This window comes from Exiguobacterium sp. s133, from assembly GCF_018618595.1.
In the GTDB taxonomy this organism is placed as follows: Bacteria; Bacillota; Bacilli; order Exiguobacteriales; family Exiguobacteriaceae; genus Exiguobacterium_A; species Exiguobacterium_A oxidotolerans.
The window spans coordinates 39,801-51,804 of record NZ_JACSMK010000003.1; the positions used below are offsets into that span (position 1 = coordinate 39,801).

At 49.3% G+C, this 12,004-nt stretch carries 18 protein-coding genes; 7 read left to right on the top strand and 11 right to left on the bottom strand.

Going from position 1 to position 12,004, the window contains the following annotated elements; all coding sequences use genetic code 11:
- Positions 1-275: 275 nt before the first annotated feature.
- Together ccmA and KNP96_RS04880 are read left to right on the top strand one after the other, a co-directional pair.
- The gene (gene ccmA / locus KNP96_RS04875) at positions 276-1,166 is read left to right on the top strand and encodes a heme ABC exporter ATP-binding protein CcmA (protein WP_214769163.1); all 891 of its coding nucleotides are present in this window, start codon (positions 276-278) and stop codon (positions 1,164-1,166) included.
- On the top strand, positions 1,163-1,990 hold the full coding sequence (locus tag KNP96_RS04880; RefSeq protein WP_214769166.1) for an ABC transporter permease subunit: 828 nt from the start codon (positions 1,163-1,165) through the stop codon (positions 1,988-1,990). Before ccmA ends, KNP96_RS04880 begins: the two co-directional genes overlap by 4 nt.
- Before the next feature lie 127 nt (positions 1,991-2,117).
- Here the strand turns inward: KNP96_RS04880 and KNP96_RS04885 are convergent, their stop codons facing one another.
- The 6 genes from KNP96_RS04885 to KNP96_RS04910 all read right to left on the bottom strand — a co-directional run bounded on the left by KNP96_RS04885 (position 2,118) and on the right by KNP96_RS04910 (position 5,542).
- Entirely contained in the window at positions 2,118-3,056 is a 939-nt protein-coding gene (locus KNP96_RS04885) for a DMT family transporter (protein ID WP_214766059.1), read from the bottom strand.
- A 120-nt stretch (positions 3,057-3,176) separates the two neighbouring features.
- On the bottom strand, positions 3,177-3,821 hold the full coding sequence (locus tag KNP96_RS04890; RefSeq protein WP_214769169.1) for an HAD family hydrolase: 645 nt from the start codon (positions 3,819-3,821) through the stop codon (positions 3,177-3,179).
- Complete coding sequence (locus KNP96_RS04895) at positions 3,799-4,293, bottom strand: VOC family protein (protein WP_214769172.1); 495 nt, start codon at positions 4,291-4,293, stop codon at positions 3,799-3,801. The genes KNP96_RS04890 and KNP96_RS04895 overlap by 23 nt, the downstream gene beginning before the upstream one ends.
- Entirely contained in the window at positions 4,286-5,101 is an 816-nt protein-coding gene (locus tag KNP96_RS04900) for an MBL fold metallo-hydrolase (RefSeq protein ID WP_214769175.1), read from the bottom strand. Before KNP96_RS04900 ends, KNP96_RS04895 begins: the two co-directional genes overlap by 8 nt.
- Positions 5,102-5,126: 25 nt before the next feature.
- On the bottom strand, positions 5,127-5,321 hold the full coding sequence (locus tag KNP96_RS04905) for an LPXTG cell wall anchor domain-containing protein (protein ID WP_088837105.1): 195 nt from the start codon (positions 5,319-5,321) through the stop codon (positions 5,127-5,129).
- Positions 5,322-5,353: 32 nt separating this feature from the next.
- On the bottom strand, positions 5,354-5,542 hold the full coding sequence (locus tag KNP96_RS04910; protein ID WP_088837104.1) for a PspC domain-containing protein: 189 nt from the start codon (positions 5,540-5,542) through the stop codon (positions 5,354-5,356).
- Positions 5,543-5,927: 385 nt separating this feature from the next.
- Between KNP96_RS04910 and KNP96_RS04915 the strand changes: the two genes are divergently transcribed.
- The 4 genes from KNP96_RS04915 (at position 5,928) to KNP96_RS04930 (ending at position 8,221) form a co-directional block, all read left to right on the top strand.
- Positions 5,928-6,686, top strand: a complete 759-nt coding sequence (locus KNP96_RS04915) for a hypothetical protein (protein WP_214769179.1) — start codon at positions 5,928-5,930, stop codon at positions 6,684-6,686.
- Positions 6,687-6,824: 138 nt separating this feature from the next.
- Positions 6,825-7,223, top strand: a complete 399-nt coding sequence (locus KNP96_RS04920; protein WP_214769182.1) for a VOC family protein — start codon at positions 6,825-6,827, stop codon at positions 7,221-7,223.
- Between the two features lie 71 nt (positions 7,224-7,294).
- The gene (locus KNP96_RS04925) at positions 7,295-7,822 is read left to right on the top strand and encodes a shikimate kinase (RefSeq protein ID WP_214769185.1); all 528 of its coding nucleotides are present in this window, start codon (positions 7,295-7,297) and stop codon (positions 7,820-7,822) included.
- A 51-nt stretch (positions 7,823-7,873) separates the two neighbouring features.
- Positions 7,874-8,221 carry a DUF2200 domain-containing protein gene (locus KNP96_RS04930; RefSeq protein WP_088837100.1) on the top strand — a complete coding sequence of 116 codons (348 nt, stop codon included), beginning with the start codon at positions 7,874-7,876 and terminating at the stop codon, positions 8,219-8,221.
- Between the two features lie 120 nt (positions 8,222-8,341).
- On the opposite strand, the gene KNP96_RS04935 is transcribed toward KNP96_RS04930, so the two are convergent.
- Entirely contained in the window at positions 8,342-9,046 is a 705-nt protein-coding gene (locus tag KNP96_RS04935) for an alpha/beta hydrolase (protein ID WP_214769187.1), read from the bottom strand.
- 588 nt (positions 9,047-9,634) lie between these two features.
- On the opposite strand from KNP96_RS04935, the gene KNP96_RS04940 reads away from it, so the two are divergent.
- Complete coding sequence (locus KNP96_RS04940) at positions 9,635-9,838, top strand: hypothetical protein (protein WP_088837098.1); 204 nt, start codon at positions 9,635-9,637, stop codon at positions 9,836-9,838.
- A gap of 61 nt (positions 9,839-9,899) precedes the next feature.
- Here the strand turns inward: KNP96_RS04940 and KNP96_RS04945 are convergent, their stop codons facing one another.
- The 4 genes from KNP96_RS04945 to KNP96_RS04960 form a co-directional block, all read right to left on the bottom strand.
- Entirely contained in the window at positions 9,900-10,388 is a 489-nt protein-coding gene (locus tag KNP96_RS04945) for a DUF6773 family protein (protein ID WP_088837097.1), read from the bottom strand.
- Positions 10,381-10,590 (bottom strand): helix-turn-helix transcriptional regulator, encoded by a 210-nt coding sequence (locus KNP96_RS04950; protein ID WP_239456920.1) that lies wholly within the window; start codon positions 10,588-10,590, stop codon positions 10,381-10,383. The genes KNP96_RS04945 and KNP96_RS04950 overlap by 8 nt, the downstream gene beginning before the upstream one ends.
- A 107-nt stretch (positions 10,591-10,697) precedes the next feature.
- Complete coding sequence (locus tag KNP96_RS04955; RefSeq protein ID WP_214769189.1) at positions 10,698-11,459, bottom strand: phosphotransferase; 762 nt, start codon at positions 11,457-11,459, stop codon at positions 10,698-10,700.
- A complete protein-coding gene (locus KNP96_RS04960) occupies positions 11,456-11,899 on the bottom strand; it encodes an Lrp/AsnC family transcriptional regulator (RefSeq protein ID WP_214769191.1) in 444 nt (147 codons plus the stop codon). Before KNP96_RS04960 ends, KNP96_RS04955 begins: the two co-directional genes overlap by 4 nt.
- Between the last annotated feature and the right edge of the window lie 105 nt (positions 11,900-12,004).

Consider the following 12,004-nt stretch of genomic DNA (forward strand, 5'->3'; position numbering starts at 1 on the left):
TTAAAGATTTTACGTACAGATGCCGTTTTGTCGAGACGGAATACGCTTTAATACGTTTAGATGACGCATCTTTTTTTGGCATCTTCTAAATAAGGACAGATGCTTTTATCGCTCAATATGACTTTGGCTACATATTGAACTATATGTACGAATTGATGATTTCAGTTGGAAAAACCGCTTAAATTGGATAAAATTAGAAATAGAAACATAGGACAATAACTCATTCGGCAATGCCCATACATTTTAGTAATTCAGAACATGAGAGGATACAACAGATGCTAACATTACAAAACATTTCGAAAACGTTTGATGATCGGCTTGTCTTATCAGATATGTCGTTCACGATTCCACGGGGAAAAGTAGTCGGCTTGATTGGTCCGAACGGTGCCGGGAAAACAACACTGATTCGAATCATGAACGGTGTGATCTCCCCGACGCATGGCACGGTCCGTTATGATGATCAGCCGATTGAAGTCCTTCGCACGAAAGCTGGCATCGTCACCGAAAGTGCGGGATTGTACCCTGACATGACGGCACTTGAAAATTTAACTTTTTACGCGTCTTTATACGGTGTCAGAAATAAAGATTATTTGCTTGAACTGCTAAACCAGTTTGATTTGACCCATGTCCGCGATGTCTATGTCCATACGTTTAGTACCGGTATGAAAAAAAGACTCGCGCTCGCTAAAGCAATGCTGCATGACCCGGAAATTTTATTTTTGGATGAACCGACGAATGGACTGGACCCCGACGGCATTCGCCAGGTCCTGGATATGATTCGGTCCGTGAATCAAACGAAGGGAACGACCGTCATCATCACGTCGCACCTCCTCTACCAATTGGAGAGTGTCTGTGACGCCTACATCTTCATCGAACAAGGCCGCTTCATCGATCAAGGGACACTCGCGGACTTACTGAAGCGTCACCAAACTGCGATTCGCGTCAGAATCCGGACAAACCTTCCACCAGGTTCCGTCCACACGATGTTCGAAACAGCTGTTGCACCTGTTGCTTCTGACGTGATTGAAGTATCGTTTAAAGACGAAACGTGCATCAGTCCTTTTTTGAAACAAATCATTGATCAGGGCTACGCGGTGTATGAGTGTCAAGTAATCGACCGTGATTTAGAAGGTGTCTATTTTAAGTTAAGGGGTGAAACGAAATGAATTTACCACTCGTGCTTGCCGTGATTAAAAAAGACAGCATCCAACTCTTTCGAAAAAAGATCTTGCTGTTTACGTTGATTATCATCCCGGTCTTGATGGGGCTCGTTCTTCCGATCGGATTCTCCTGGTTCATCATCGAGCTTGATCCGTCCACGTTAACCGACCCGGAAGTGCTCGATTTACTGAATCGTTTTTTGGCGACTACGGCCAGTCCGGATGTCCTGACACTGACGTTTAATGAACAATTGCTTTATTTGTTCCTAAACTATCCGCTCGTGACGTTATTTTTGTTAGTTCCGGTCATTACATGTTCCGTCATCGCTGCCAATAGTTTCGTCAGTGAAAAGGAACAGCATACATTAGAAAGCCTACTGTTTTCGCCAATCACCATCCGTGATTTGTTTTACGGCAAGCTGCTGATCTCGATTGCCTCATCCTACCTGATTTCCGCCGTCTGCTTTTTGATAAATCTGCTCGTCATCAACACTTTGATTTCCGTCAACGGCTTTTCAGTCAGCTTTCCCTCGACCCAGTGGTGGGTGTTACTCTTCTTGCTGTTACCGATTCTTTTATTGACGACGGCGTTAATTAATTTATTGATCTCGACTCGGGTCAGTACGTACCAGGAAGCACAAAACTTGAGCGGTATCATCATCTTACCGTTCATCGGATTAATCATCGGTCAAATCAGCGGATTATTCTTCATCAATACGCTGTTCCTGATTCTGTTATCGATCGGTTTACTGATTCTAAACGTTTTCCTGTTAAAACTCGCGTTGCGCTTCGGGACACGCGACCAGCTATTTAATTCCCAAATGTCATGAATCGGGTAACTTATGAAAAAATCGGTCTTGTTGAAGTTTTGCGTCACGGTTTTAATGCAGGTGTCTGTGTAAGGAAGTAACAAAAAACGCCTTTCGGGATTCAAAAGAATCTCGAAAGGCGTTTACTTTATAGCCGGATCAGGACAATTCCGCCGATCATCACGAGCAAACTGAGAATTTGAACACCGGTAACCGGCGTCCGGGCTGCCCCGAACCAACCGAACCGGTCAATCAAGAGACTCCCCGTCAACAGACCGATCGTCACGATGATGATGGCGACGCCGGTGCCGACGAGCGGGACGATGAACGCATTTCCGGCAATGAACGTCGCACCAATCAGACCGCCGATGAACATCCACCACGGTTTTGGTGCCGTCCGGTCCACTTGGAGCTTCGGTCGCACGAGCAACAACACGAGCAGCAACGTCAGCGTCCCGATGACGAAGGAAATCAATGCCCCTTTAATCGCTGAATCGAGGACACTTCCGAGATGCCCGTTAATCGCTGCTTGCATCGCACTCATCATCCCGGTCGCGATGCCGAGTAAACGCCAACCGGTCAGGTTGACTTCCGCAAGGTTCTTCGTTTCCTGTTGTCCGCGTTGCCGGCGTTTCGCTAACCAATCCCCTAAGGCGACCGTACCGACGACACCAAGCAGGACGAGCACGGCCCCGATTAACCGGGTCGGCGACAACCGGTTGACCGCTGAATCAAACCATCCGAAATGGTCAATCAACAGCCCCATGATGACTTGTCCGAAGATGGGCATGATGACCGTCTGGACCCCGCCCAGTTTTGGAAAGAGTAAGATGTTTCCCGTCAAGAAGATGACCCCGAGAACACCACCGAACCAAATCCAGCGGGGTTCCGTCGTCCAGAGGGCTTCGTTCAATGTGAAGTCCCCTTCGACGATCAGGGTCAAGAGGACTAAAAAGACCGTCCCGATACTAAACGAGATGAAGGATGCCGTAAACGGTGATCCGACAACTCCACGCAGCCGCGTGTTGACGCTCGTCTGCACCGGAACGATGATGCCGATCGCTAAACCAATGATAATTGCTAACATGACGTGCCTCCTCTAACTACAAACAGATTCCGTCTCATCATACGGCAACTGTTTGCGAAAAGGCGATTCCTCTGCCTATATGTTCAGACGAACTTATGATGAGAGGCACCTCTCTGTTCCTTAAACGAGCTGCGTGATCGCCATCAGGTCATCGACGATATACTCGGCCGTCGCGAGCTCCGCTTCCTGTGCAAAATCAAACCGGCAGCCGATCGCCGGCCAGCCGTTTTCTTTCGCTGCCGTAAAGTCCGATTGCCGGTCGCCGACGACGACACCCGACTGTAATCCGTGTTTCGTCCGAATCATCCGGACGAGTTCGGATTTGTTGAGCGAATCAACGTCTTCGATGCTATAGACGCCGGTCAGGTAACGGTCTAACGCAAACTGCTCGACGATCGCCGCTAGATATGCCGAAAGTCCGTTACTCGCGACATACAGGTCGTGTCCGGCAGCGTGGAGTGTTTGCAATACCGTCACCGCTTCCGGATACAAGGCACCTTGTCCTGCTTGAATCCGCTCAATCAAGGCCTGTTGAAACCAGTCGTCCATTTGCTTTCGGTCCGCCTCCGGATGGTTCGGCAAGAGGGTCGCCCAGACTTGCGGTAACGGGACACCCATGATCGCTTCATATGTATCGAGCGGTGTTGCGTCATGCCATTTCCCTGCTTGCCGTAGCCGGGTGAACGCCACGTCTAAAGCCGGTCCTAAAATCCGGTGCGTCTGAAATAATGTTCCGTCCATATCAAAGATGATCGCCTGTTTCATCGGTCTCCTCCTCTGCTTGAGCGTTCATATGTAACCAGTCGCTCCAGTACATCGTACCCGTGATCCGGTGCGGATTGTCGACCGGGCAGATGAACTCGAGACTGTTCCCGTCCGGATCATTGAAATGAACTTTTGCGTGCGCGTGGTGCGACAGTGCCATGACGAACGGTTCCGTCGGTTCGAATCCGAACGCTTTTCGTGGCGTATAACCGCGCGCCGTCAGCCAATCGACGGCATCCGTCAATGCCTCCAGTTCGACCTGAAAGGCGATATGCCGGATCGACGGGTGATAGTCGAGTTCGACTTGATCCGCGACCCAGAGGCCGAGCCAACTTTCTTCTTTGACAATCCAGAGGAACGCCAACCGGTCGTCGACGATATGATCGAGCGTCAGCCCGAGCCCTTCGTAAAAGGCAATCGATTGTTTTAAATTCCGGACCGGGAGATGGGCTTCGTACAGGCCGTTAATCATGCCTGCCGCCTAATGCGTCGATGTAGCGCGCGGCCGACCGGGCGACCGCTCCCGCCGCGTCCGTCTCGACGATGCGGTGAAAGGCATCATACAACTGGTTGAACGACAGCGGGCTGAGTTGTCTTGCCATCTGCGCTACCGTCGTTGCCGGCAGCGGAATCAGGTTCGGGTAACTGTACATGAAGCTGACCCATGCCCGGTCAGCGACGACACGGACGATATCGCCCGTCAACAGGACACCCCGTCCCGCGTCTCCCTGCGTCCACTCAAGGACCGTCGCTCCGTCAAAATGTCCACCGATCCGGTGCAGGACGAGGTCTTCTGCCAGTTCCAGCCGGTCGCCGGACCAGAAAATAATCCGGTCGCTCGGTCGCGTCACCCACTGTTCGTCCGCCTGGTGGATATAGATTGGAACGTCAAACGCTTCTGCCCAGTCGACTTGTGTCGCATAGTAGTGCGGATGCGATAAGGCGATCGCGTCGAGTCCCCCCTGTTGGCTGATTTCATCAATCACGGTCTGATCGAGATAAGTAATGCAGTCCCACAACAGCCGTTTTGCCCCGGCGACCAGATACGCCGTTTGTCCGATTCCGAATTGTGGTGATGTCACGAGGCTCATCAGACCCGGCTGCTCCGGTGTCACCGTCGTCCGGTAGTTCTTGGACGCGACCATCGCCTCACGCGTCGTCCACGATTGTCCGTCCGGATTGACGTATTGCCGTTCATCACTGCAAATCCGGCAGGTCGTTGGTTGAACCGCCTCCTCATCCGTCTGCACCCCGCAGGTCGTACAAATCCAATAACTCATTTCTTTTCCCCCTTATTTTAACCAGTTACGCGTGCCGCTTCTTACGGGCCACTACGGCACTGATGCCCCCTAACAGGAGTGCTCCGCCGACGAATCCGAGAAAAACACTCCAGTTGAACTCTCCTTGTACGCTGTACATGATTGTTACTCCAATCAAGGCGCCGATTGTGATCGCGATCAGTCGCGCTGCTAAGGATGACGCGCGGTTCTGTTTGTTCATCTTGGTTGCCTCCCTTTTAGTTAAAACTCGTGTCATAACGTCCGTGGTGGACTCGCCATCGCATTCGCAAGAATCATGTAGATGATGACGTTGACGGGCAGTGGAATAAAGATAAAAATCAAGCGGACGGCGAATGACGACAACCCAAGCTGTTCCGCAAGTCCGCCGCAGACACCCTGGATTGATTTGTCCGTCGCTGATTTCCGTAATGTTCTTGCCATTTCGATGCACTCCTTGCTGAATGTAAATATTCGATTTACCTGAACCTCCATAAAAAAAATTGGATAAACCGTCCATCTGTTACAATAATTAGGTACTCCACCAGTCTACACGTTTTGGTATCGTTTTTCATCTGATTGACAATTTTCACTCTACTAAAAAAAGGAGACACTGGTCTCGGTCGGTACGAAGCATTCATACAACCTGTCGCCTTTTCTTGTCGGGCAGACGGTCCAGGTTGCCACGGAGTATCTGTATGAACACGATATTTACTACACGCACTTCATCCAGACGAACGAAAACAAGGTCAGCAGTACGATCTACTGCTATACCCCGGGGTCGAACACGAACGAAGTCATCCAGACGGTCGATCAGCCGATTGGCTCATTGACCGGTGTGTCCCATTACCTGTTCTGGGTCGCGTCAGCGCCGGCAGAAGACGGGTTTGCCTGGACGATTCGTAGCTTCAATCTTAAAAACGGAAAACAGGATCTGCTTGACCGAGGGATCAGCCGCTTCGACGCCTCCATCCCGGTGCTTGACGCTTCAACGACCCGCCTCTCCTGGCTGATCCATGACGCGACCGCGAAGAAGACGACAACGCTGATGAAGTCCTTTGATGTAGCCGCCGATACAATCATCGTACACGAACAGTATGACCTAACCAAAAGAAAACAGGACGGCATCTTACCGTTTGATTTCCGGTCGGGCGACGCCGGACGCTTGATTCATACCCGCACGTTCAAGGACGGGACTAAAACCTCGCGCCTTGCGAGTGATGACGGCAGGTTCCAACGACCGATTGATGGGTTGATTGATTTCGAGTACGGTGCCGATTACGTCGCAACAGGTGAAGAAGGACATGCTGCTTTTTTACCGCTTGATTCAAAACAATCCGACTTCACTTATGAATTATCCGATCGGCATTCGACCGTCGCTTCGTTTCGTTTCTTGTCCCGCGACCGGGTAATCTTCCGTGAAAACACGTCGCAGCTCCTCTATGCCGACTTAACGCGCGGAACCGTCGCCCCGTTGACCGAAATGGAAGACACGATGTCTAAACCGATTTACGTCAATAGGACGATTGCCTATGCCGTTTCGGACGGTCAGGATGTTACGTTTCATGTCGTCGACGTCACGCCGTAACCGCTACTCCACCTTGATCTTTTCTTGAACGGGTGGCGTTTTCCGTCTGCATTGAAACGGTTTAAAATATGCTAAACTGACATATAGACTAAACAACGGAGCGCCGACTGCGGTCCGTTTCGAAAGGACGTCCTTACGTTGAAACAAATCCATCACCTCTGTATCCAAACGGCTGATTACGCGGCCTCTAAATCCTTTTACGAAGCACTCGGGTTCGAACTCGTCCAGGAATCACCTGACTTTCATACACGTGCGTTCAACAGTTGGCTGAAGCTCGGCGACTTTTACATCGAGCTGCAAACGGCAAAAACGGGTGAATCGTTGTCGCCTTATACGAAACATACGTCCGGTCCCGTTCATTTTGCTTTATACGTCGACGATTTAGCGGCGGAAGTCGCACGGCTCGAACAACGCGGTGTCACCTTCCTGCCGAAAAACGGCGGGAACATCTATTTCGTCGTCGACGGGCACCTCAGTAAATTAAAAGCACCGGAAGGGACGATTGTCGAGCTTCGCGATACATTTGTCATTTCCTGACCGCTCAATCATTGACAGCCTCTCTGTTTTAATTTAAAACAAGATTTATATTTTTTTGGAGGACTTCTAACATGCGCATTCAAATCATCGGTGGATCCGGCACCGGCAAAAGCACGCTCGGCAAGTGGATCGGGCAGCAAGAAGGCATACCATGGATCGATAGCGATCACTACTTGTGGACGGATCAAACATTCACTGAAAAACGGTCGGTCGACGACCGGTATGCCTTATATAGACAGGACATCGAACGCCATCAACAGTACATTGTTTCCGGTTCCGTCTTTTCATGGAATCCATACGGCTTCCCGGACCGCGAGCTGCTCGTATTTTTAACGTTGGACGAAGAAACACGGATGAACCGGTTAATCAAACGGGAACAGGCACGCTATCCCGATTTTTCAGGGTCAAACGATTTCCTCGATTGGTGCAGGACGTATTTGACGGAGACGGATCCTGCCAAGATCGGGACATTGGCAGAACATCAGCTCCAGATGATCCTTTCAAGGTCACCTGTCATCCGGATCGATGCCGCACAATCGACGGACCAGATGTATCAACAAATCAAACAGCTGTATCACGAGCTGTGTCCGACAACGTAGTGCCCGCTTTTTTTTTGATATAAAATATACGAATCATAAGGAGTGAGAAAAATGGGGCAACACCGGCTGTACACGACAGCGTTCTCAAGCGTCTATCCGCTTTACGTCAAAAAAGTGGAACGGAAAGGTCGGACGAAACAGGAAGTCGATACAATCATCCGTTGGTTGACCGGGTACTCGGAACAACAGCTCTCGACGTTATCGCAAGATGCGACGACCTTCGAAACCTTTTTTGCGGAAGCACCAGACATGCAGGAGCGCCGATTGTTAATCAAAGGTGTCGTATGCGGCGTCCGGGTCGAAAACGTCGAGGAGCCGTTGATGCGCGAAATCCGCTATCTCGACAAACTGATTGACGAGCTGGCAAAAGGAAAAGCGCTCGAAAAGATTTTACGGTGACCGTGGGGAATGCCTCATGTTGGCGACTCTCGCTTCCATCTTCGGTGCAACATCCCTTATAACCAAACGCTTCTAAAGAAAAACCGGGCCCCTAAAGAGGAGTCCGGTTTTTCTGAACTGTTAAAAACGCTCATCCAACCAGTTCAAGATGTCGGCAATCATGTCATCTGAGACAGTATGGTTGATCAATGGATATTTGAGGAACGTGACATCACTGTTAGTTGAAGCAGATTGTTCCACAAAATGCTGTTGTGTCGCAATCGGAATGACCTCATCGTCCTCTCCATGTAACAATAATGTCGGCGTCACCTGCTCTTGCGACAAGGGATCATACTTTCTCAGGCGTTGTTCTTCTGAAGTCGACAACGTCGTTCTTTTATCGCGGCTTCGTAAAAGCTGTTCCGCAAAGAGGAAGGAGCCTGAGCCGTTGATGTTAATCAATCCCGCGCTTCCCTGTTGTTTAGCCGCTGCACCGCTCGCGATGAATCCTCCCATCGAGACGCCGAGCCAGATGATGTCCCCTCTTGGAACGTTCAGCTGTTTTGCGAGCGTGCCCGATTCTTCAATGCTTTGAAACACCACTTCCCAAAAGTGCTGTTCGACGATGCCTTGATCAAAATACGCACTTAGCGCATTGCGGCTGTCATGCAGAATCAGCTCCGGCACAATGACGGTAAATCCTTTACCGGAAAGCATCCGCGCGAATTCATCATATTTGGTCACACTCGATCCCCAGCCATGATACAAACAAATCGTTTTACGGTGTTTTTGATGTTCGGCCGGATATGTCCGGGTCGACAGAACGGAATCATTTACTGTATGCATCGGTCTGTCCCCCTTTCAATTTAGATGTAAATAAATTACAACTATGTGAGTTGCATAATTTTCCCGTTTTTTATTATTTTTGTGAACGAGAGGAGGAGAAACATGCACTTACTCTGGTTCAATCTGATCATGTTTTGCTTTTACTTCCCCAGCCTGATTCTGCACGAATACGGCCATACGATCGTTGGTCGCTCGGTTGGGCTACGACTATAATCCATTTCCATTGGTAAAGGCGAACCCTTCTTACGAATTGGTCATTTTCCCGTCGCCCGAAAGCAATTTCGGGAGGGACTCTACCAATCTCACCCGTCAGAGATTCCGCTCCGTCGCGGACAAAGAGCAGCGATGTTACTCGGTGGAGTTGGTGCCAACTTTATCAGTGGTGTATTCGTCTTTATTCTGAGTCAGCACTTCCCAAGTCCAATCATGCATCTGTTGGAACTGCCCTTCATTCAGATGTCAGTCATTTTCGTCTAGTTAAATCTGTTTCCGATTCGGTTGACAAGTTTGTGTTCCAAGCGACGGACTGCAGTTGCAGCAACTGTTTTTCAACAAAAATCAACGGATATCCTGATAGGAGTTGAGTTCATGTTAAAACCATTGCTGTTCGCAAGCAGTCTACTGCTCGCCGGATGTGCTTCTTCCGAGGAACCAAAAACCGTTCCGTGGGGTGAAAATACACCGGCTCAAATGGAACGACTACAGTCCAACGACATTGATTTTACAGTTGAAGGCGACCAATTGCTGATCCCGCAAGATCAGGTCGATCAAGCGACAAAGTGTTTTACCTGATGCAAAAGATATAGCGGCCAATCCTAGACAATTCAGGAACCAGCCGCTATTTTGTATTGATTTAAGAATCGGACTGATCCAGTTCTTTTTGTGTCCGGCGTAATGAGATTTTTGTGAAGACCCATTCGTACAGTTGCAAAAATGCGATTACGACAACGAATGTCACCAGGACTCTCAGCCAGTCACGCAACGTCTCCGGCATCCCGCGCAGGAAAAGCATGACGATTGCAAAAAAGAGACCGCCGGTAAGGTGTGTCCAAAAATGTTGTTTCATTTTCTTCTTGAAACTGCGTTCGTCATCGACTTCCGTATCATAAATACCTTCCAGTGCCATCTTCGCTAACGCATAAAAAACATAGACGATGACATAGACGAGACTGGCTCCCCAATGTGAAGCCGGACGGTCCAAAATGAATCCCCGGACAATCAGGTCAAGCATCGCCAGGACGACGATAAACAGTCCGGCATTATGGAATGACCGTAACTCCTTCAGTTGTGTCCGTTCATCCTCTACAGTTTCAATCCCTAACCATTGTTTTAACTTATTCATCGGCTTCCTCCCAAAATAGCGTATTTAAATCGGTGTGCAACGCATGGGCAATCTCAAGACATAGTTTCAGACTCGGATTAAATTTTCGGGCTTCAATCAGGGCGATGGTTTGACGTGTCACTTTTACACGGTCGGCCAATTGTTGCTGCGTCCACCCTTGTTCCATTCGTTTTGATTTCATCGGACTCATGCTTGGACTCATGTTACTCACCTACTTCAAAGATTTTCCTTTTTAGTATGTCATATATACATTCCATATGCAATGTATAAATTACATTTCTTTATCCTGACCTGATTCTATGATTTTTTTCAATAAAATTCATACAATCCGTCATCGAAATAGCGGAATGTTTCTTCTGAGATTGGTGAAAATCCATATCCCGAATAGAACGCATCGAACATCTTGATATCCTTCCGAAAAGATCGTGTCGCCAAGGCTTCATCGTAGCGGGAATCGCCGACCTTCATTCCAGCTAGGTCAATGAAAGCAACGATTTCGTTGTCTCGGACCAATAGATTGTCTGTCGTACAATCCCCGTGTATCCACGTCGCTGGAACAGGTTCCGGCTGCTTGGTGGATAATGCGTTGAGCAACTCGCGTGAACCATTTGTCCGGCCCTGTTCAATGTAGCGATTGGCTTGAAGCAGCTGTTTGCCCAGCCAGTCTTTTGAAGAATGGGTAGGGCTAGTCCCGCTCGTATGAAGCTGTCTGAGGAACCGTCCGAATGCACGAATCAGCTCAAGACGTTGCAGTTCGGAAGCACCCGCTAGTGCCGCTGTCAACGTCTCACCGGCTATGTAGGACATCAGTAAATAATCCTGTTGCGCGTCTTCGATATAATCAATATAAGTCGGGATAATGATGTGTTTTGACTTGAACGTCTGCATCACTGTCGCTTCCTGCGCCAACCACTCGCGGTATCGGGGTAAGCTTGCCTGCTTGAGGATATAGGTACCGCCTAACGTTTTCACATAGTAGACGATGGCTGTTCCCCCCTGCTCGGGAACGGGATGGACCGAATCGATCACACCGACTTTTTGTTCGATTCGTTCTTGGATAGAAACGTTCATATCAAAATCCCTTCCCCGACCGTAAACGCCTTAAACGCAACCGGCGACGACAGACGAATCCAGGTCGACGGTTTTCCGTATTCCATCGAAGCATCGATAAACGCTTCCAGTGTCTCGACTGTCGGCGTGTACAGTTTGACCATGAAATTAAACGTCCCGGCGAGCCGGTGGCACTCGACGACATCCGGATGATCTTTACAAAACGTGATGAACGCCGCACAGCGTGTCTGCTCGAACATCAAAATCGCCATGATTGTTTTTTCGATCGCGACGGGATTGATGACGGCGCGGTATCCTTCAATCACTCCCCGATCTTCCAACTTCTTGACCCGTTCGTTGACGGCGGGGGTTGAAAGACCGACCGTTTTGCCGAGTTCCGTCCAGGACATCCGTCCGTCCGCCTGCAACGCCCGGATGATGGCGTAATCAATTTCGTCCATTTTTTCACCCTCCTAATATTATGAAGACATATCTTTAAATTACCATTGTTTCTTAGGCGAAGCTACTTGAAAACGAGGAAAACCATCTGTCGGACCGTGACTCCA